A 20784-nucleotide genomic window follows, 5' to 3' on the forward strand; every position below is an offset into this window, starting at 1 on the left:
ACACTGATATTGATTTTCCTGACGTAACAGCAGGCTAGGTTGTACTAATTAACGGTCGTCTGAAATTAACTATCGCTGAAGATGACTTCGATTTTTGTTCTCGATGGGACCTCATTACAGAGGTCCAATTTTGCTAGTTAAGGCGTTTTCGCGCCTCGTCTGTTGGCGCGGTCAAGCAGTTTAAAAGGCCTTTGTTCATCCGGTGAGCGCTTACCACGTAACGGGCATAATGATTTCGTACCTCTTGATCTGTGAGATCAACCTTATTAGATTTGATGGGTTATCGTTCTAATAGTCCCGATGTTATTGTTTGTCTCAAGCATTAATGAATTTATGATGAGATAACTATATGAAAAATGTTGGTTCTATTCGGGTGCGCACTAAAAAAATTCATGTGATCATATGCGGTCGAGAAAATGAACGCCATTACCAAAACTGATAGCCGAACCCACAAAAATACCTTGGTAAAATTAAGCAGTGACCCTGTGTCACGTAAAGCTGTAGTTGAATTGAAAGCTGAAGAAATTCATGACTTTTACAGAGTTGATGATATTGGACATGTTGTTCCAGATTTAAAAAATACCAAACGCAGTAACCTTAACTGGTGATTTATTATTATTTTTCCGAGAGATACCGTTAAGAAATCTAACAAGGATGCGCCTAAGTGAGAATCTTAGGAGTGTGTCTGGGCTTTTCATATGCATCCACTAATTAGGAGCAAGAAAGTGACACTTGATCATCCTATTTTCGCACGCTGGCCGGCGCGGCATCCCGATCGGTTGCAGCTCTTTTCCCTACCGACACCCAATGGGGTGAAGATCGGCATCATGCTTGAGGAAACCGGCCTCACCTACGAAGCACATCGAATCGACATCATGGCAGACGAAAGTCGCGAGCCAGCCTTTCTCGCGCTCAACCCCAACGGCAAGATTCCCGCAATCTACGACCCTGATGGGCCGAGCGGTGCGCCGCTTGCGCTGTTCGAGTCGGGTGCAATCCTCCTCTATCTTGCCGACAAGACAGGACGATTTATCTCGTCCGATCCGAACACCCGCTACGAAACGATCCAGTGGGTGATGTGGCAGATGGGCGGAGTCGGGCCGATGTTCGGCCAAGTCGGCTTCTTTAATAAGTTCGCCGGCAAAGACTATAAGGACAAGCGCCCGCGCGACCGCTACGCAACCGAATCGGTGCGGCTGCTTGGCGTCCTTGACAACCGGCTCGCAGGTCGTGACTGGGTGATGGGAGCTGATTACAGTATTGCCGATATTTCGCTGCTCGGCTGGGTGCGCAACCTGATCGGCTTTTACGAAGCACGCGAGCTCGTCGGCTTCGACCGCTTTCTTCATGTTCAAGCATGGTTCAACCGTGGCCTTGCGCGTCCGGCGGTGCAGCGCGGGCTAGAAGTGACGGCAACTAACCGAGGAGAATAAATGATGAAGATCGTCGTAATTGGCTTCGTAAAATCATCGGGATTGTTCGCATGAACATCCTCCATATTGATTGCAGTTCACGCCCTGAATCGCACAGCCGCCGGCTTTCAGCGGCTATCGTCAAAAAGCTCCTTGAGGTTGCGCCCGGTGCGAGCATCAGCCGGCGAGACTTTGCCTCTGCCCCCCTGCCACACGCTTCGCCTGACTACGAAACTGCACTGTCGTCGCCGGCGACTTTGGCGGCCCCGCCGAGGGGCGCGTTGGAGCTTTCCGAGGTGCTTATTCAGGAAGTCGAAGCGGCAGATGTAATTGTCATCGGAACGCCCATGAATAACTTAACCGTTCCGTCGGTCCTCAAGGCGTGGATCGACCAAATCCTTCGCGCTGGTCGCACGTTCATGTCGACGCCGTCCGGGAAGGTGGGAATGTTCCGGGATCGTCCCGTGTTTATCGGCATCGCTTCCGGTGGCGTCTTTACCGGGGACCGAGCCAACCAGCCCGATTTTCTCACACCGTATCTGTCGGTGGTGCTGGGCAGCATTGGGCTGAAAACCCTGCAATTCCTCTCCGTGCAGGCCACTGCATTTCTCGACCGGGACCAGGCCACATTAGCGAGGGACAAAGCACTTGCGACGACCGACTTCATGGTCATGGGAGAGGGGCATCTCTATGATTGAAATCACTGCTGACATGGAGGCGATTATCAAGCAGGCGATACTGTCGTTCGTCGCGACAGTCAACGAAGACGGAACGCCTAATCTGTCACCGAAGGCGTCTTTGACGGTCACGAATGGCGTTCTCTACTTTGCCGATATTGCATCGCCCCAGACGATACTGAATCTGAAGCGCAATCCTGCTGTAGAAATTAACGTAGTCGACATCTTCCAGAGGCGTGGTTATCGATTTAAGGGCCGTGCGTTGATACTTCCGGCAAATGCTGACGAGTCCTTGGCGATCGCCAACTGGGTTCGAACGGCGAATGGTCCAGAGTACCCTGTCGATCACATTGTCAAAATCGAAACCATCTCGATCTCTCCGTTGCTGTCTCCTGCCCATGTCCTGGCCGACCCCCCTCGAAGTCAGGACGAAATCACCAGCACCTACTATCAAAAGTACGGTGTGAAACCCATCGGGGCATAGGTGCAGGGTCCGCCAAGAGCCGAAGACCAACCAGCCACGTCTGCGCCTCCGTCGCATGCAGCAGCGAAGCGGCCATTCGTATTTCAGGAGGGCTCTATGCAATCAGTCGAGATCCAAACCATTGAAGACAAGGATTTTGATAGTTGGCTTTTGGCTTCCGCTGTGGCAGGTTGTTCTTCTACGTTGTCGTCAAGCAAGCCCGAGTTCGCGAATTGCGTATTCGCGTAGCTGATTTTTTTTGATTTGCCCGGATACGCTCTGGCATTGCACCAAGCTGCCGCGGTGTTCAGATTGCCAGCTGGTCGTTAGAAGTACACAATCGAGTCCATCAACGACACGCTAGGCTATGGAAACCTCGGCCTTTCAATGATTTAGAGGATGAGTCATGATCCCGTCCGCTGCGCCATATTCGGTAACCTGGAACACTGAACGCCAGGTCACCACAGAAAGCCCGCTTAATCGCGGGCTTTTCTTTGTCCGGAATATGGCAAAAAATCGCGATTTAAACTTTTTTTAAATAAATTGCATTTAAATCAAGACATTACGATTTTTTGGTGTATGATGCGCCCACACCGAAACGAAGGGTGATTAGCTCAGCTGGGAGAGCGTCTGCCTTACAAGCAGAATGTCGGCGGTTCGATCCCGTCATCACCCACCATTCGTTTTACGTGTTACGCGCAGCGGTAGTTCAGTCGGTTAGAATACCGGCCTGTCACGCCGGGGGTCGCGGGTTCGAGTCCCGTCCGCTGCGCCATATTTGGTCACCTGGAACACTGAACGCCAGGTCACCCCAAGAAGCCCGCTCATTGAGCGGGCTTTTTTCGTTTCCGGGCTTCGACTTTGCGTCCATGAACGGCTAAAACATCACAGCCACGGCTATGTGCCAATCGGTGGTGACGCAGTTCAGCCATTCCACTATCACCTGTGTTGATGCGAACGACAGGTTGGTTAGTTGAAAAACGGTTCGAAATCGGCAGCGTCGTGGCGCTCACGCAGGGACATTTGCGGTTCGCCAGACGTGCGATTGACGATGCGGCCTCGGGCCACGGCGGGGCGTGCGGCGATGGCGTGATACCAGCGCATCAGATGGGTGTATTCCTCGACCGCGAGAAAGGCATGGGTGCCGTAGACCCCGAACAGGCTGCCCGGATGCCAGGGCCACACGGCCATGTCGGCAATGGTGTACTCATCGCCCGCCAGGAATTCATGGGTCGCCAGGTGTGTATCGAGCACATGCAATTGGCGTTTGGTTTCCATGGCGTAGCGATCGATGGCGTACTCGATCTTGATCGGCGCGTAGGCGTAGAAATGTCCCAGCCCGCCCCCCACAAATGGCGCAGAACCCATCTGCCACATCAGCCAGTTGAACGTCTCGGTGCGTGCCCGACGGGTGGTCGGCAGAAAGGCACCAAACCGCTCCGCTAAATAGACCAGGATCGAGCCGCTTTCGAACACCGGGATGGAGGGCGTCACGGAATAGTCGACCAGCGCAGGGATCTTGGAGTTGGGGTTGATGCCCACGAAACCGCTGCCGAATTGATCACCCTGGAAAATATCGATCAGCCAGGCGTCGTATTCGGCCTCCGAATACCCGGCGGCGAGCAATTCTTCCAGCAGGATGGTGACCTTCTGTCCGTTGGGCGTGCCCTGGGAGTACAACTGCAACGGGTGCTTGCCAACCGGCAGTTGCTGTTCGAAGCGGGCGCCCGAAACCGGCTGGTTGATGCTGCCGAACTGGCCACCGTAGTTGTTTTTCGGCGTCCATACCGTGTCAGGTACGTAGCCGGGAGGCTGGCTGTCGAGAGAAGTGTTTGTCATGAAAGGATCCTTGGCGGAACTACGGTTGGACTGCTGGGCAGGGCATGCAACGCTCGGTGCGCAGGAACGGATCGTCTTTCAGGTGCTGGACCAGAAAGTCGACAAACGTGCGGACCTTTATCGACGCGCAATGGTTCTTGCGCACGACGATGTCGATCGCCAGGGCTTCGGGCTCATACGCATCCAGTACGCTTTCCAGGGCACCCTGGGCGATATCGTCCATGACCTGGTAGGACAAGGCTCGGGTAATACCAAACCCTCGCCGCGCGATGTCGATGGCACTCTGTGTCGTGCTCACGGATATTCGCGGGTTGATTCTTTGCGTCACGGCCAGCCCCTTGCTCATCAGTGTCCACGCTTGAGCACGCTGGCTGGAGAATGAACAGATGGTATCGGCCTTGAGCAGGTCTTCGGGGCATGTGGGGCGCCCGTATGTGTCCAGATAAGCCGGCGCGGCACACAAGATCTGTCGTGCCTTGCCGAGGGGGATCGCGTGCTCGCTGTCACTGATGCGGCTGCCGATACGAATGGCGACATCAACGCCATCCTCCAGCCTGTTGACGGGCTGGTCATGGAAGATGCTGGACAGGCTGACGTCTTTGAATCGGGCCGTGTAGTGCCCCAGCAGCGGTGCGATGTAGCGCTCGCCGAACAGGATCGGCACCGCCAGCGTCAGCAGGCCGGAGGGGGAGGCCGCAGAGGTACCGTCGACGCCTTCGTCAGCTTCTCTGAGTCGCTCTAGGATGTGGCGGCAATCCTTGAGGAAGTATTCGCCCACTTCGCTGAGGCTCATGCTTCGGGTATTGCGCAAGATAAGGTGCACCCCGATTCTTTTTTCCAGGGCGGCCACCGCGCGAGTGACACTGGCCGGCGATATCTCAAGGCGGCGAGCCGCCGCCGAAAATCCACCTTCCTCGACCACGGTTAAAAAAGTCTGCATTTCTTGAAAGCGATCCATGGTTAACCCCTGGTTGTGTTTCCTAACTTCCCTGTTTTGCACACAGCTATCAGAACACTGCCGGAGCATGCGCCAGGCGTTGACGCATGTTCTTTGATGTAAGGCGGGGCTTGAATAGGCCTGGCTGACAACACTGTGTTTCGTTTTCTGGAAGGGTCGGTCCAGGCGTAAAAAAACACGATGCCTCTGAAGAACGTCGTGTTTTTTGCGGAGCCTTTAGATGAACACGATTACATGACTTGAGGCGTGTCAAACCAGTGCTGGCTGGGGCTATCAAAGCGCATTCTTTTGCGCACGGTCAGGCTGTTGTCCACACTGCTCAGGCGCTCCAGCAACAAGAAGGCGACCTCCGAGGCCGTGCCGGGGCCGCTGGAGGTAATGAACTGGCCATCTTCGACGACCGGCCGGTCGAGGAAGCGGGCGCCAGTGTCCACCAGTTGCTTCATCCGCTTGCCGCCAATCTGGTGGTACACCGTTGCGTTTCGCCCTTCCAACACGCCCGCTGCACCCAGCGCAATGGAAGACACACACACGCTGGCGATGGGTTTGCCGGCATCGGCGAAGTGCTGGATCGCGGCGAGATACGGCCTGCTTAATGCTTCTTCGTAGAAGCCTGCCGGTTCAGAGCCACCGGGCAGGGCCAGTGCATCGTATTCGTCGAGATTCAGGTCCTCCAATCGATTTGAAATGCGCAGGTGCAATCCAAACGTGGTCTGGATTTCAGGCCGCAGGCCAGCGTGCACCAAGGTGAAGGGCGTTTCACCCACCAGGTCCGCCCAGCCGAACACATCGGTAAATGCGGCAATTTCAAGCGGTTCTACACCATTGGCCAACAGCATCAGGATACGTTTCATGGGAACTTCCTAAGTCATCAAAGTTACGGTTGCAGAATGATTGCCGGCAGCCTGTCCAACATCCGGCTAAAGACACTCAGGTCCGAAATACCCCGCGCGACCACTAACGCGCCTTGCAGCTCGATCAATACCTGTTCGGCGCGATTGCGCGCTGTAGCGTCTGTAGCGCCTGAGGCTTTTGCCACTGTCATCAAACCGTCCAGCAACTGATGGAAGGTCTCGGCAATGGCTTGCCCGCAGGCATTCGCCTGATTGCGCGGGGGCGACAACATGTTCAGCAGGCAGGATTCGGCGCCTTCCAGATAGACCTTGCTCATGGCCGACGTGAACAACGCCATCTTTTTTGCCGCAGGCAGATCGCCTTGCAGGATCGGGAACACCTGGCTTTCCAGAAACCGCCGCGTGTGTTGTAAAACCTCTTCGGCAATCTGTTCCTTGCCATTGGGAAAGCGATGGTAAAGGCTGGATTTCGTCAGCCCCGTGGCAGACGACAGCATTGACATCGAGGCCCCTTCGAAACCGACGTCCTTGAACGCCTGGCCGAGGCGTTCGATCATTACGTCGTCTGCTACCTTGCGTGATTTAGCCATTGTGTGTGGGGCTCTCGGTCTACGTAGTCGTGGCTTCAGGCGCCGAGCCTGAAGCCACGCTTATCCCCTTCAAACCACTTGTTTGAACGCGTGGCTGCCACCGCGCGAGATCTTGCTTTGGTCAAACAGACGCAGGATCGGGAAGTCGACATCGGTACGCGCTACTTTCCAGAAGTAGTTGGTCATGAAGTTGAGCGTCAGGTGGCCGAACACTTCGGTGATGTCTTCGTCGTTCCAGCCGGCATCCTTGACTGCCTGGACTTCCTCATCGGTGAGGTCGCCCTTGTGGTTGACCAGTTGCAGCACGAATTGCAGCAGTGCGGTTTCCTTGGTGTCCACCGACTGGCCTTTGCGTGCCAGTTCAATGTCGATCTCGGTGAGCTTCTGCAGTTTGGCAATGTAGGCCAGGAGCGAAATGCAGTATTCGCAGCCGTTGGCTTCACCGATGGCAAGGCCGATCTTGCGGGCCAGTTGTTTATCGAAGCGCCCATCGGTCAAGTTCTGGAACAGCGTCAAATAGCTGTTCATGGTGGCCGGCGAGTTGGTCAGAGCACTCATGATCAGCGGGTTTTTACCAAACTTTCCTTCGGTCTTGGCAAAGATCTGTTTTTGTTCTTCGGTGGCTGTTGCTGGAGTCAGTACGTTAATGCGTGCCATTGGAAATGCCCTAAAAGTTAACTGTTTAAATGTACCGAACGATCGGTCCAATTGAATTTATAGAGGGGTGTAATGCACCGTCAAGTGCGAGGATCTGAAATGAAAGAGTGGGTTTTATATCGGTTTTTGAAAGAGTGGTCGCAGTGTTTCATGTTGCGGAAGTATCCGTATTGCAGTGTTGTTAGTTGTTGTCGAGTGTCATGCAGTGTCGGCGCGATTGTTTCGTGTAGCGTTCGAATAACGATTAAAAAATAATGCGTGAAACGATATTGTTTTTAGGAGAGTGCCTTGGATTTTCAGCGATGGGTTGAAAAGTGCGCCAACGATTGCCGCAGGCGGGGTGTCGCAAATTCGAGAAAACGGCGCATCTTCAGCGGCATGTGGGGGTGCCCGGCGTACAGCAGGTGCACCGGGAAGGGCGTCAACTCGTAGTCTTCAAGCACCACGCGCAAGGTGCCCGAATCAATCGCTTCGAACGCCTGGTAGTGGAGCAGGCGGGCCACGCCAGTGCCCTGGATCGCCGCGTCGACCAGCGCGACTGCCGAGGTCAGCAACCGCGGCGTCAGCGCCAGTTCTATCGGCGATCCCGCGTGCGGATCAATGAAACGCCAGGTCGAGGTGATATTGGGACCAAACGTCGAGATGCAAGGCATGTTTTTCAGCGCCTGGGGTGTTTGCGGCACGCCGTGCACCTCCAGCAGCCGCGGGCTTGCGCACACCACGCCACGCAGCGTACCAACCTGGCTCGCAATCATGCCGCTGTCCGGCAGATGGCCGATGCGCACGACCAGGTCGATCTGATCGTCGAACAGGTCGACATTGCGATCGCCCAGCACCAGCTTGATGTTGATGTCCGCAAAACGCTCCAGGAAATCGCTGACCACGGGTAACACATGAAGCCTGCCAAACAGTTCCGGGGCGGATATCACCAGGTCACCACGGGGAGCGACGAACTCTCCGGCGGCCACGCGCTCGGCCTCGGCGAGTTGTTCCAGGATCGACCGCGCCGCTTGTGCGTAGCTGGCCCCGGCATCGGTCAGGGCTATTTTGCGGGTGGTCCGCGTCAGCAACTGGGTGCCGATGCAACGTTCAAGTTCCGCGACTTTGCGACTGACCGTTTGCACGGGGACTCGCAATGCTCGCCCGGCTGCGGAAAAACTGCCGGTATCAATAGTGGCCAGCAATAACGTCATGGCTTCGATACGGTCCATCGGTAATGTCCTGAAAGTTGAAGGGTAAGTTGATGGCTGATTAGATGAAAAGAGGCGGTAACGCAGGGATGATTATTTCATTGGATGAAAAAAGCGTGAACTTAGACCTTCCCATTTCTGTTGAAGGTTATTCGCAAGATTACCCGATTATCATCCGAGGTGTGAATGCGCATACTTGTTCGGCAGTCAAGTACTCTGAATTTTTATGCAGGACAGTCAGGTAAACCGTATGAGTCTTAATAAGTTGCTCGCCGCAATGTGTGCGTGTGCCGTGATTAGCAGTGGGTTTGGCATGATGACCGCGAACGCGGCGCCGGAGATAAGCATGAATGCGAAGATCGCTGCGTTCAACCAAGTGCATTACCGTTACGCCCAGGTCAAGGACGTCAATGTCTTTTATCGCGAGGCGGGTGACCCCTCCAATCCCACCGTGCTGTTGCTGCACGGGTTTCCCACGTCATCGTTCATGTACCGCAATCTGATCCCCATCCTCTCCAAGCGCTATCACGTGCTTGCGCCGGATTTGCCGGGGTTCGGCTTGACCGAGAGCCCGCCGCAGGGGCAGTACACCTATTCGTTCGAGAATCTGTCGAACACCATCGACCAGTTCACCCAGGTGCTGGGCCTCAAGACATACGCGTTGCAGGTCTTCGATTACGGCGCTCCTGTGGGCTGGCGCCTGGCGGTCAAGCATCCGGAGCGGGTCACCGCGATCGTGTCCCAGAACGGCAACGCCTACGTTGAAGGGCTGAGTGACGGTTGGGCACCGGTGAAAAAGTATTGGGAAGACCCCTCCCAAGCCAACCGCGACGCCTTGCGTGCAGTGCTGGACGTGGCCGCGATCAAGGATCAATACCAACACGGCACGCCGGACCCCAGCGTTATCGCTCCGGAAACCTACTTGATGGACGCGGCGCATGTCGGCCAGCCGGCCAACGCGCAAATCCAACTGGACCTGTTCCGCGATTACAAGGCCAACGTCGATATGTACCCGCAACTGCAGCAGTACTTCCGTGATCATCAGCCGCATTTGCTGGCGGTATGGGGCAAGAACGATGCGATCTTCATCCCGCCGGGAGCAGAGGCGTTCAAGCGTGATCTGAAACACGCGGACGTACGTTTCTTTGACACCGGGCACTTCGCTTTGGAAACCCATCTCGATCAAATCGGCGCAGATATCCTGGAATTCCTCGACCGCACCGTGAAGCGCAACTAACCCGCCGTTCCATGCCTTGGAATAGTCAATTGTGAACCATGGACGTTCCGCGGTCCCAGGGAAGGGACGATAGTGCGCCGGCGACAATCCACGATTTTTCTATTGATCAGTATTTTTATTGACAGGACTCCTATGAAAACGTTTTTTCCCGGTCTCGCTCTTGCCCTTGCCATCTGTTCCAGCGCCTTCGCTGCAACGTCTGATACCAAACCCACGATTGTCCTGATTCACGGCGCCTTTGCCGACTCGTCCAGCTGGAACGGCGTGACACAAATCCTGCACAAGGACGGCTATGACGTGATCGCCGCTGCCAACCCGTTGCGTGGGTTGGCAAACGATTCGCGCTCGGTGGTCGAGCTGATCCGCACCCTCAAGCATCCCGTGGTGTTAGTGGGGCATTCCTATGGCGGCCCGGTGATCACCGAAGCCGCCAAGGGCAATTCGAATGTGAAAGGCCTGGTATTCGTGTCTGCCGTCGCGCCAGAAAAGGGCGAAAGCGTGCATGACATCATGGCCAGGTTCCCGGGCAGCACGCTGCCTGCATCGTTGGAAAAACCGGTTGAACTGTCTGACGGTAACAAGGACCTGTATATCCAGCAGGACAAGTTCCACGACCAGATCGCCGCCGACCTGCCAGAGGCCGCCACGCGCCTGGCCGCCATCGCCCAACGCCCGATCACTGCGGCCGCACTGAGTGACGCTGCCACCGAAGCGACCTGGAAAACCCTGCCGTCCTGGTTCGTGTTCGGCGACGCCGACAAGGCCATCCCGCCCGCCGCGCTGGCCTTCATGGCCGAGCGCGCCCACTCGAAACAAACGGTTGTGGTCAAAGGCGCATCCCACGCGGTCATGATCTCCAACCCACAGGTTGTGGCTGACCTGATCGAAAAAGCGGCGCAGTAAAACCGCTGAAAACGGCCTTGCGTCTCGGGATCGTAGGTTGATTTGCAAGGCCGGACCGCTCATAGAGCGGTTTTTTTTGTCTGCGATTTAGCCTTCTTATGCCCTGCCAGTGTGCACTGCCTATTCGTCCTGAACTGTACGGGTGCGTCATGACGTGGGGGAATACCCCCATGCACATTGGTTGATTGCGTCCTCGGTCGCTTAAACGTTTATCTATAGCCACGCGAAGACTTCCAGGCGGGTTACCGGCAGCAGGATGCTGCGGGGACCCGCTCTCCAACATAAAAATAGTCTGCAAGGGGAATGGCTCTCTATGAAATATCCACTGCGTCCGTTGGTGTTCTGGCCAACGTTCCTGATCCTGCTGGCGGCAGTGATCGCCAGCTACGTTGACCTGAATGCGTTTCTTGCGGTCAGCAAACAGCTCAACAACCTGATCCTGAAGAACTTCTCATGGCTGTTCAGTGCCGGCTCGTTTGCCATGGTAGTGCTGACAGCGATCGTCTACTTTTCCGCGCTGGGCAAGGTGCGTATCGGCGGTGAAGACGCCCAGCCGTTGCTGAGCAAATGGCGCTGGTTCATGGTGGCGCTGTGCACCACGCTGGCGGTGGGCGTGCTGTTCTGGACCACCGCCGAGCCGCTTTACCACCTGTACGGCCCGCCCACCAGCTTGCCGATCGAGGCGGGCAGTTCGGCGGCGAAGAGCTTTGCCATGTCGACGATGTTCCTGCACTGGACCATCACGCCCTACGCCATCTACCTGGTGCCCTCGCTGGTGTTTGCGCTGGTGTTCTACAACCGCCGCAGCAACTTTTCCATCGGCGCCATGCTTGAACCGTTGCTGGGCGAAGCGCGGGTCCGGCGCTATGCCGGGCTGATCGACACCCTGGCGATGTTCGCCCTGGTGGCCGGCATGGCCTCGTCCCTGGGTACCGGTGCGTTGACCCTGGCTGGTGGCCTGGCCCAGTACATCGGCGGTGAAACCACGCCGTTCCGCCTGGCCATCATTATTGCAATCATCGTCATCACCTTTGTCGCCTCGGCCGCCAGCGGCCTGCAGAAAGGCATTGTGATGCTGTCCTCGTTCAACACCTGGATCATGCTGGCCCTGGGGCTGTTCGTGCTGTTGTGCGGGCCGACCCTGTACATGTTCAGCCTCGGCGTCGAGTCCCTCGGCGTGTACCTCGACACCTTCTTCAGCCGCAGCCTGTTCACCGGCGCCGCCAGTGGCGACACCTGGCCGCACAGCTGGACGGTGTTCTACTGGTCGGTGTGGTTTGCCTGGGCGCCGGTCAGCGCGCTGTTCCTCGGCAAGATCGGCCGTGGCTACACGGTGCGTGAATTCATCCATATCAACATGCTCTACCCTGCATTGTTCACGGCGGTGTGGATCTGCATCTTCTCCGGCACCAGCCTGTACTTCGATGCGCTGGGCGACGGCAGCCTCAACCGTGTGCTTAACGAGCAGGGCGTGGAGCACGTGCTGTACCAGATGTTCCAGCAACTGCCGGCGAGCGGCCTGATGATTGCGTTCCTGCTGTTCGTGGCGTTCATCTCCTTTGTCACTGCCGCCGACTCCAGCACCGATGTGATCGCCAACCTGTGCAGCAAAGGTGTGACCGCCGATTCCGACCTGGACGGCAACCCGCTGCTGAAGATCGTCTGGGGCCTGATCATCGGCTCCGTGTCGTGGGTGATGGTCTCATTCGTCGGCATCGACGGCGTGAAGATGCTCTCCAACCTCGGCGGCCTGCCAGGCATGATCCTGGTGTTGCTGGCCAGTACCTCGCTGATCTTCTGGTTGAAAAACCCCGCATTGCTGGACGTGAAACGCCTTCAGCGGACCCCCGAGACGGAACTGCGCGGCGCCAGCCCGGTGCCGGATTTCGCCCGCTGATCGATTGAACCGCTGTAGGAGTTACTGATGGAAATCGTCACTGAATTTGCTTACACCGTGCGCGAAATCGAGCACTGCCTGATCCCCTTGAAGGACGGCACCCAGTTGGCCGCGCGCATCTGGTTGCCGGAAGTCGCCGGTTTGCAGACCTTCCCGGCAATCCTCGAATACCTGCCGTACCGCAAACGCGACGGCACCGCCGTACGCGACGCGCTGACCCATCCGTGGATGGCGGGGCAGGGCTACGTGTGTGTGCGGGTGGACATGCGAGGCAACGGTGAATCCCAGGGCCTGATGGCCGATGAATACCTGCTGCAGGAACAGGACGACGCCCTCGAAGTGATCGACTGGTTGTGCCAGCAACCCTGGTGCGACGGCAATGTCGGCATGATGGGTATTTCCTGGGGCGGCTTCAACGGCCTGCAAGTTGCGGCGCGCCAGCCCAAAGCGTTGAAAGCGATCATCACCCTGTGCTCCACCGATGACCGCTTTGCCGACGACATCCATTACAAGGGCGGCAACCTGTTGATGGAGAACTTCGGCTGGGCTGCCACCATGCTCAACTTCAGCGCGGCGGTGCCCGACCCGCTGTTGGTCGACGACTGGAAAAACCTCTGGCACCAACGCCTGGACGCCATGCCGCTGCTGGCGGAAACCTGGCTGCAACACCAGACCCGCGATGATTACTGGCGCCATGGTTCAGTGTGCGAGGACTATTCGAAGATCAAGGCCGCCGTGTATGCGGTGGGCGGCTGGGGCGATGCCTATCGCAACACCGTTTCGCGCCTGATGCAAAACCTGCCGGGCCCGAAGAAAGCCATGATCGGACCGTGGATCCACAAGTACCCTCATTTTGCCGTGCCGAACCCAGCCATCGGCTTCCTGCAAGAGGCCAAACGCTGGTGGGATCACTGGCTTAAGGGCATCGATAACGGGGTAATGGATGACGCAGCCTGCACCTTCTACCTACAGGATATTCTGTCGCCGAAGGGCAGTTATGCCGAGCGGCCGGGGATTTGGGTGCAAACGGCAGGTTGGCCGGATCCGCAGGTGCAATGGACCGATTTCAGTCTCGGTGAACAGGGCCTGAGTGCAGGATCAGAGCCTTTGGCGGCGCCGCGCAGTCTCTGCTCGCCGCTGACTACCGGCCTGCATCAGGGTGAATACTGCGCCATCTGGTTTGGCCCCGACGGGCCGACGGATCAACGCCGTGATGACGCCCACTCGCTGTGCTTCGACTCCCAGCCGCTGACCGAGCCGCTGGCGCTGCTCGGCGATGCACGTCTTAAGTTGCGCCTGGCCAGTGACACCGCCTGTGGCCAATTGGTCGCCCGGCTGAATGCAATTGCGCCGGACGGGCAGGTCACGCAGATCAGCTACGGTGTGCTTAATCTCACCCTGCGTGAAGACTTTTCCCAGGTAACGCCTGTAGTCCCTGGTGAACCGATGGATGTGCAGTTAAACCTCGACCACGTCGGCATGCGCCTGCCCGCCGGCTATCGTTTGCGCCTGGCCCTCAGCACCGCGAGTTTCCCGTTGCTGTGGCCGAGCCGCGAGCTGACCACCCTGACGTTGCTGCCGAGCCTGCAAAGCCTGCAACTGCCGATATTCAACGGCGAGGCGGTGGACTGCCCGTTCGAAGCGCCGCAGTCGGCTACGCCGGTGGCGATGGAAGTCCTACGTGCTGCTGCGCCGAAGCGTACGTTGATCGAAGATGTGGGCAGTGGTGAAGTCTGCGTGAAAATCGAAGATGACCTAGGGTCTGTGCGTTTTACCGACCACGGCTTGTCGGTGGACCAGCGTTGCACCGAGCAATACCGCACCTTGCCTTGGGATCCGCTGTCGACGCGCGCCGATATCGAATGGCACTACCGTGTCGGCCGCGACCAGTGGACCGTGGAGGTGGAAAGCCACTTGAGCGTGCACGCCGATGCCGAGTGGTTCTACATCGAAGCGGAGCAGACCGCCTGGGAAAACGGCCAGTTGGAACACCGTCGGCAATGGAGTAAACGCGTGGCCAGGGTCGCGCTCTGAGCAGGCAACTGGCAGGATGCACGCCAACGTGATCTCTGCGGGCCTGGGGTAACCTGGGCCCGTCATTGCCAATGGACTTGCTCATGTCGCGCCGAAACGTCGATCTTCCTCCCCTCAACTGCTTGCAGACCTTCGAAGCGGCGGCCCGCCATTTGAGCTTCACCCAGGCGGCCCATGAACTGAACTTGACCCAAAGCGCAGTCAGCCGCCAGGTCAAGCGCCTCGAAGAAGACCTGGCCCGCCCGCTGTTTTATCGGTTGGCCCAGGGCCTGAGCCTGACACCCGCCGGGGTGCGTTATTTTCGTACCGTCCAACGCTTGTTGCGCGAGCTTGATCGCGAGTCCGCCGAATTGCGCAGGCGTGGTGCCGATCGCCAGTTGACGCTGGCCAGCACGCCCACCATCAGCTCTATCTGGCTGGCCGGTCTGTTGCCGCAGTTCCAGCGCGACCACCCGGACCTGGATATCCGCATCCTGTGCAGCGAAAGCCCCAGCCACCTGGATGTCAGCGAATACGATCTGGGTTTGTTCTATCATTTGGATGAACTGGCGGCGCCCCACGGCCTTGAGCTGTCGCCGGTGTTTGACAGCGAACAGGTCATCACCGTGTGCAGCCCCGATTACCTTGAGCGTCACGGCCCGATTCGCGACCTGCATCACTTGTTGCACGCTCACACTTTGCTGATTGTGGAGGACCACCATCACGACTGGCTCACCTGGGCCGACTGGTTCGCCGATGCGGGCGCCGATTACTACTCGCCGCGTCACGCCTTGCGCACCAACAGCTATCAACTGTTGATGCAGTCGGCGGTGATGGGGCACGGCGTCGCCCTCGGCTGGAAGCGCTTGCTGGACAGCGACCTCGATTCCGGGCGCCTGCAAATGGCCTTGCCCCACAGCATGCACAGTCGCGGCCGCCTGCACCTGATGCAGCCGCACCACCGCAACCCGCCGGCGGCGGTGCGCAGCTTTCGTCAATGGTTGCAGGCTCGGACGGCAGAGGCAGAACCGGCTGGCTGAGGGTCAGTGCTGGCCGGTTTTTTTCTTTTTGGTCTGGCGTGTCGCCAGGTGTTCGAAGCAAAAAGACGCGGTGCCGAACACGGCGATCAGGGTCAGTACGATCATGCCGATGGTTGAGCTTTCCACGGTGATTTCCTACGGGTGATGGGGTAGGTACTCACGGTAGAGGCGGGGTGAAAACGGCTCAATAGACCCGACGCAATCCTTACGCCGCCGGGTCCATTGTTACGCACTCTTTACGGGGCGTTGCGGCTGTGGCGGTAATCGCTGACCGCTTCATACACGGCCTTGCGCAAGCGGTTGATGCCGCCGATTGGGCGGTGTTCCGCTACACCAAACCAGGGGTTGAACGACTGGTTGTCGCACGCCAGGTTCTGCTCGGGTGTGTCGAAATCCTGCGCCGGGATGCGCACCTTGGCCACGGTTTCATAGGGCGCATCGCTCTCCTTCCATTCGATGCTGGTGTCTTCGATCGGCATGAATTTCTGCGGGTTCTGCCGCTGGATCTGCAGCACGAAACACGCAGGCACGCGGTCGGTGGACAGCTGCTGGCTCAAGGCGCTGCGCAGGAAGTTCGGCAGGTCCTGGTTCTGCTTGGGCAGTTGATATTCCGGGCAGCTCTGCGGGTCGGGCGCGACGCGGAACTTGGCGTTGGCCGCGCCGAACTTGTAGGGCGACACCGAAAAGTACGTGGTCTGCGTCGGGCTGGCCGGTGCGGGCGCCAGGGTCGCCAGGGCGATAAACAGGTGGCGCACCTGCCAGGTCCGTGGGTCGGCCTTGGGGAAGAACGCCAGGACTTTCTTGCCATCCGCTTGCGCGCCGATGTTCTGCGCGTACTCCGCCACATCGCTGACAAAGAAGTTCGGGTGGCTGAACATCACGAAGTCCTGTTCCGTGCGCGCCTGTTGGTCGGCCAGCAGTTGCTTGCCCGGCACGTCCAGCAGCTTGAGCGCCATGCCCCGCGCATCACGGATGCTGTCGAACTGCGGGTAGGCGTTGCCGTTGGACAGCCGCATCATCGCCTGCCAGGTTTTGCCCGGTTCGGCGAACACGCCTTGGCGCAATGCTGGATCAAGATCCGGTACCACGCTGACCTCGGCCTTCACGCACCCATGGGCCTTGGCATGGGCATCGCGCAGGTAGCGCGTGCCTTCACGGTGCTGGTCAACGATGCGCACCGCCGTCTGGATGATGCCTTGGGTCATCGCCGCCTCCCCGGACGGAATTTGCTCGTTCGGTGACACCGGGCCGCTGTGTTGCCAGGCGTACCACGCGCTGGCACCCAGCCAACCGAGCAGGCCGAGGCCCACCAGCCACAGCAGGGTCTTGCCCAGAAACGCGCCGATGCGCAGCCACAGGCGGGCGAGCAGGGAAGGTCGGTCGTAGGGGGATCGAATCATCATGGCAGTTGTTGCTCCAGCGGGCCGCCCAGCACTTTGAGGTATTCCAGCAGCGCCCAGCGTTCCTGCGGCAGCAGGCCACGGCCGATTACGCCGTTGCCACGACTGCCGGCACGGAATTCGTGACCGCTGTTGTAGTTGCCGGTGATTTTGGTATCGAACAAAAAGGCATTCTTGAACGCACCTGTCTCGAAGCCGAGGTGGCGCGGGTCGTAGTTGAACGTGCCTTTATAGAAGGTGGTGCTGCGCTCGTCCTGGGGCGAGAGCAATTGGTAGATCGTCGGCACCGAACCGTTATGCAGGAACGGCGGCGTCGCCCAAACGCCCGCCAATGGCCGCGCCTTGTAAGCACGCAACTCACGTACGCCGATGGGCAGGCCGTAGCCGTCCAGGCGCGGGCGCTCGGCCGGGGTTACGCCAGCGGCGCGGTAGGCATGTTCTTCGACGAACGCGGTGACGTAGGCGAGGCCCTTGGCCACGGACAGCTTTTTCAGGTCCAGCGGCTCGGTCGGCGTGGGGTGCAGTTCGACGTTGAGTTTGGCCAATTCCGCCAGGTCCCATTGCAACGCGCTGAGGTCGTAACGTTGGTCGGCGATGTTGCTGGCAGTACCGGAGTCGGTGCCGATGTAGTCCACTGGCAGCATTTTCAGCTGTTGCACCGGGCGTCCGCCTTCCTGGCTGACGCTGGGCACATGGCAGCCGGCGCAGTTTTCGGCGAAGAGTGCACGGCCTTGGGCGGCGAGCGGCTTGTCGACGGTGCCGAACAGGTCCTCGGGCCAGGTCGGTGGCTTGAGGCGCTGCAGGGTTTCTTCGATCAGGTTGAGGTCGCGCACCCGCACGCTGGATGGGTAGCGCGCATCGCCTTGGAGTGGCTGGCCGGCGTCGTCGAAAAACGCCAGGGTCGCGCCGACCCCCAGGGCTTCGCCGATGTTGCGCGCCATGGGCTGCTGGGCCGAGCCGTTCCACTGCACCCAGTCGAAGGTCCAGATGTCCCACAGCTGCGGGTAGTCCACCGGTGCATTGGCGACGCGATAGTTGTCCGGGGAAATGGCATCGCCAAAGCTGGCGTTGGCGATACGGCCAAAGGCGTCCGTTCGGCCAGGACCTTCTTCAGTGGGGTAGAGGCCACGGTGAGTATCGTTCCAAGCCACTTTGAGGAACTGGTTCAGCGACTGCTTGAAGTCCTTACGCAGTTGCTTGTGCTCGGCGTCGTAGCGATCCCCCAACACCTGGCGGGCAAAACGTTCGAACTTCCACGGGTTGTAATAGGTGGCGGCGAGGCTCGCGACCAAGGCCTGGCCGAAACTGCCGCCGCGCAAGGTCGGCACGCTGGAGGGCAGCACGTGCTGAGCGGAACCGCCGTCGATACGCAGCGCCTGGTTTTTGTAATGCAATTCGCCGGTGTGGCAGGCGGCGCAGGTGATATCCAGGTATTGGGCGTTGCTGCCGGCGTTTTTATGCCGGGCGAAACCCACCGGCAGGTTGCCGGGGTTTTGCGCAGTGGGCACTTGCTTGGGGTCCACCAGGAAGCCAAAGCGTGCCAGATACTCGGGCGTTGCGAAACGCTGTTCGGAAAACGGCAACTCCAGAGCGGTGAACCAGTCGTAGTGCAGGCCTTTTACCTGGGTGCCCTGGGGCGTGAAGTAATAGGTCTGGCGGTCGGCGGCACTCCATTGGTCCTGGTAGTGCACCTGCTCCACGGGCACGTAGTCCGGCAGCTTGGGGTTGACGGTGTAATAGAGCACCACGGCCAGGGCGATGCCCAGCAGGGTGAATATCAGGAGTAAAACACGGGAAAAAATGCGCAAGATGGCTATCCTTGTCTCGGCCTTGTCGAGTTGTCGCGATGTTATGCCACTACGCCACAGGTGCGGCAAGTGGCCATGAGCCCGGTAGTGGGCGGTCCCGCGATCCTTCGCGGGCCTCCATCATGAATGAAAATGCTTTTAAACACGTGAACTTATCAGAAGTTTCCTGCTCACATGCCGGTAGCCATTGGTCGTGGCCGCCTGATAAGCTCGCGACTTTATTCGAATGCCCTATTGGCGCATGAACAAGGAAATAGCATGAAACAGCATCGGTTGGCGGCGGCGGTGGCCCTGGTTAGCCTGGTACTTGCGGGTTGTGATTCGCAGACCAGCGTAGAGCTGAAAACCCCGGCGCAGAAAGCTTCCTACGGCATCGGCCTGAACATGGGCAAGAGCCTTGCCCAAGAAGGCATGGATGACCTGGATTCCAAAGCAGTAGCCCAAGGCATCGAAGATGCCGTCGGCAAAAAAGAGCAGAAGCTCAAAGACGACGAGCTGGTTGAAGCGTTTGCCGCACTGCAAAAACGTGCTGAAGAACGCATGACCAAGATGAGTGAAGAGTCGGCAGCCGCCGGCAAGAAATTCCTCGAAGACAACGCCAAGAAAGACGGCGTCGTCACCACCGCTTCCGGTCTGCAGTACAAGATCACCAAGAAAGCCGACGGCGCCCAGCCTAAGCCGACTGACGTGGTGACTGTGCATTACACCGGCAAACTCACCAACGGCACCACCTTTGACAGCTCCGTGGATCGCGGTAGCCCGATCGACCTGCCGGTCAGCGGCGTGATCCCAGGTTGGGTCGAAGGCCTGCAACTGATGCACGTGGGCGAGAAGGTCGAGCTGTACATTCCTTCGGACCTGGCCTACGGCGCACAAAGCCCAAGCCCAGCGATCCCAGCCAACTCCGTGCTGGTATTCGACCTGGAGCTGCTGGCCATCAAGGACCCAGCCAAGGCTGACGCTCCTGCTGCACCGGCTGCCAAGAAGTAACAGGCGCCTGAACACACAACGCCCCGTCTCGACGGGGCGTTGTTGTTTCTGGGGGTTGCAGAAACCGCACCCGCACACATCCGATCGAACGCCTGCAACCTGCAACAGTCTGATATAAGACTCGAGTACGGGTAGCCGCACATCAACGCCAAGTCAATGAAATCTTGGGTTTTTTTTCAGTGCGCAAAAAACGCCCGATCTGACTGCAAGCCTTGTACTCCGTGGCTTTCAGCGCAGAAAATAGGCTCTGTTCACAAGGTTATCCACAATTTGTGTGGATAACCTTTTATGTCGCCTGGAACTGGAGTGACCGATGAAACCACCCTTCAATTTCACCCGTTTCCTGCCCATGGCCGCACGTCTCCTGGGCCGTGGGCGCTTGCCGACGCTGCTGTTCGCTGTCGCCGCCAAGGGCTCCAGCCAAGGCAATCGCCTGGGCAAACTCAAGGATGACCTCAAGTTGCTCCAGGCCTTGTGCCTGGCTTATTGGCGTGGCGAGTACCGGGCGATCAGCCCCAAGGCGCTGATCTCGGTGGTGGCAGGGCTGATGTATTTCCTGAGCCCGATCGATGCGATCCCGGACTTTATCCCCATGTTTGGCATGCTCGACGACATTGCCGTGCTGGCATGGGTCATGAAGACCCTGGACGGCGAACTGAGCGCTTTTCGCGCCTGGCGCGACGCCCAGCGTCCGGAAAAGCTTGCCGTGGTTGAGCGCCTGCCTGCGACGCCCGCTCTGCTGGCCAAGGAAAACCCGCAAAAAAACGCATGACGTGACTATCCCCCTGCGACCTTTAGGGCTGTTAGGATTACACTCCTAAGGAAAGAGCTTACTAAGTAAGTGCAGTTATCCTAC

The 20784-nt window shown here is 58.3% G+C and carries 20 protein-coding genes and 2 tRNA genes; 13 read left to right on the top strand and 9 right to left on the bottom strand.

What is annotated here, in order from left to right; all coding sequences use genetic code 11:
• Positions 1–416 precede the first annotated feature (416 nt).
• From HX823_RS16805 to HX823_RS16830, 6 genes are all read left to right on the top strand, one after another.
• Positions 417–608, top strand: coding sequence for a hypothetical protein (locus HX823_RS16805; RefSeq protein WP_152514710.1), 192 nt, complete (start codon positions 417–419; stop codon positions 606–608).
• 90 nt (positions 609–698) lie between these two features.
• Entirely contained in the window at positions 699–1433 is a 735-nt protein-coding gene (locus HX823_RS16810) for a glutathione S-transferase N-terminal domain-containing protein (RefSeq protein WP_020372652.1), read from the top strand.
• Between the two features lie 50 nt (positions 1434–1483).
• A complete protein-coding gene (locus HX823_RS16815) occupies positions 1484–2110 on the top strand; it encodes an FMN-dependent NADH-azoreductase (RefSeq protein ID WP_016978177.1) in 627 nt (208 codons plus the stop codon).
• On the top strand, positions 2103–2573 hold the full coding sequence (locus HX823_RS16820; RefSeq protein ID WP_016978176.1) for a pyridoxamine 5'-phosphate oxidase family protein: 471 nt from the start codon (positions 2103–2105) through the stop codon (positions 2571–2573). Before HX823_RS16815 ends, HX823_RS16820 begins: the two co-directional genes overlap by 8 nt.
• A 582-nt stretch (positions 2574–3155) precedes the next feature.
• A tRNA-Val gene (locus tag HX823_RS16825) sits at positions 3156–3231 on the top strand.
• Positions 3232–3250: 19 nt separating this feature from the next.
• Positions 3251–3327, top strand: a tRNA-Asp gene (locus tag HX823_RS16830).
• Between the two features lie 194 nt (positions 3328–3521).
• Here the strand turns inward: HX823_RS16830 and yghU are convergent.
• From yghU to HX823_RS16860, 6 genes are all read right to left on the bottom strand, one after another.
• Complete coding sequence (yghU, locus tag HX823_RS16835; RefSeq protein WP_177075619.1) at positions 3522–4391, bottom strand: glutathione-dependent disulfide-bond oxidoreductase; 870 nt, start codon at positions 4389–4391, stop codon at positions 3522–3524.
• A 19-nt stretch (positions 4392–4410) separates the two neighbouring features.
• On the bottom strand, positions 4411–5349 hold the full coding sequence (locus HX823_RS16840; protein WP_177075621.1) for a LysR family transcriptional regulator: 939 nt from the start codon (positions 5347–5349) through the stop codon (positions 4411–4413).
• Positions 5350–5579: 230 nt separating this feature from the next.
• Positions 5580–6203 (bottom strand): DJ-1/PfpI family protein, encoded by a 624-nt coding sequence (locus HX823_RS16845; RefSeq protein WP_177075623.1) that lies wholly within the window; start codon positions 6201–6203, stop codon positions 5580–5582.
• Between the two features lie 23 nt (positions 6204–6226).
• The gene (locus tag HX823_RS16850) at positions 6227–6793 is read right to left on the bottom strand and encodes a TetR/AcrR family transcriptional regulator (protein ID WP_177075625.1); all 567 of its coding nucleotides are present in this window, start codon (positions 6791–6793) and stop codon (positions 6227–6229) included.
• A 69-nt stretch (positions 6794–6862) separates the two neighbouring features.
• Positions 6863–7450 carry a carboxymuconolactone decarboxylase family protein gene (locus tag HX823_RS16855; RefSeq protein ID WP_177075627.1) on the bottom strand — a complete coding sequence of 196 codons (588 nt, stop codon included), beginning with the start codon at positions 7448–7450 and terminating at the stop codon, positions 6863–6865.
• A gap of 296 nt (positions 7451–7746) precedes the next feature.
• Complete coding sequence (locus HX823_RS16860) at positions 7747–8661, bottom strand: LysR family transcriptional regulator (protein WP_177075629.1); 915 nt, start codon at positions 8659–8661, stop codon at positions 7747–7749.
• Between the two features lie 229 nt (positions 8662–8890).
• Between HX823_RS16860 and HX823_RS16865 the strand changes: the two genes are divergently transcribed.
• The 5 genes from HX823_RS16865 to HX823_RS16885 all read left to right on the top strand — a co-directional run bounded on the left by HX823_RS16865 (position 8891) and on the right by HX823_RS16885 (position 15730).
• Complete coding sequence (locus HX823_RS16865) at positions 8891–9877, top strand: alpha/beta fold hydrolase (RefSeq protein ID WP_177075632.1); 987 nt, start codon at positions 8891–8893, stop codon at positions 9875–9877.
• A gap of 132 nt (positions 9878–10009) precedes the next feature.
• Positions 10010–10780, top strand: coding sequence for an alpha/beta fold hydrolase (locus tag HX823_RS16870; protein WP_177075634.1), 771 nt, complete (start codon positions 10010–10012; stop codon positions 10778–10780).
• Positions 10781–11093: 313 nt separating this feature from the next.
• Positions 11094–12677: a BCCT family transporter gene (locus HX823_RS16875; RefSeq protein ID WP_038844827.1), complete on the top strand. Its 1584-nt coding sequence runs from the start codon at positions 11094–11096 to the stop codon at positions 12675–12677.
• Between the two features lie 27 nt (positions 12678–12704).
• Positions 12705–14711, top strand: coding sequence for a CocE/NonD family hydrolase (locus tag HX823_RS16880; RefSeq protein WP_177075636.1), 2007 nt, complete (start codon positions 12705–12707; stop codon positions 14709–14711).
• 83 nt (positions 14712–14794) lie between these two features.
• Complete coding sequence (locus tag HX823_RS16885) at positions 14795–15730, top strand: LysR substrate-binding domain-containing protein (RefSeq protein WP_177075638.1); 936 nt, start codon at positions 14795–14797, stop codon at positions 15728–15730.
• A 3-nt stretch (positions 15731–15733) separates the two neighbouring features.
• Here HX823_RS16885 and HX823_RS32025 read toward each other — a convergent pair whose 3' ends face one another.
• The 3 genes from HX823_RS32025 to HX823_RS16895 form a co-directional block, all read right to left on the bottom strand.
• Positions 15734–15856: a hypothetical protein gene (locus HX823_RS32025; protein WP_256350142.1), complete on the bottom strand. Its 123-nt coding sequence runs from the start codon at positions 15854–15856 to the stop codon at positions 15734–15736.
• A 110-nt stretch (positions 15857–15966) separates the two neighbouring features.
• Entirely contained in the window at positions 15967–17133 is a 1167-nt protein-coding gene (locus tag HX823_RS16890; RefSeq protein ID WP_177075640.1) for a catalase family protein, read from the bottom strand.
• Complete coding sequence (locus HX823_RS16895; protein WP_177075642.1) at positions 17130–18938, bottom strand: di-heme-cytochrome C peroxidase; 1809 nt, start codon at positions 18936–18938, stop codon at positions 17130–17132. Before HX823_RS16895 ends, HX823_RS16890 begins: the two co-directional genes overlap by 4 nt.
• Before the next feature lie 258 nt (positions 18939–19196).
• Between HX823_RS16895 and HX823_RS16900 the strand changes: the two genes are divergently transcribed.
• Together HX823_RS16900 and HX823_RS16905 are read left to right on the top strand one after the other, a co-directional pair.
• On the top strand, positions 19197–19928 hold the full coding sequence (locus HX823_RS16900) for an FKBP-type peptidyl-prolyl cis-trans isomerase (RefSeq protein ID WP_033897692.1): 732 nt from the start codon (positions 19197–19199) through the stop codon (positions 19926–19928).
• 313 nt (positions 19929–20241) lie between these two features.
• Positions 20242–20700, top strand: a complete 459-nt coding sequence (locus HX823_RS16905; RefSeq protein WP_038844836.1) for a YkvA family protein — start codon at positions 20242–20244, stop codon at positions 20698–20700.
• The last annotated feature ends 84 nt before the right edge of the window (positions 20701–20784 follow it).

Source organism: Pseudomonas sp. P7759 (assembly GCF_013386445.1).
Classification (GTDB): Bacteria; Pseudomonadota; Gammaproteobacteria; order Pseudomonadales; family Pseudomonadaceae; genus Aquipseudomonas; species Aquipseudomonas azotoformans_A.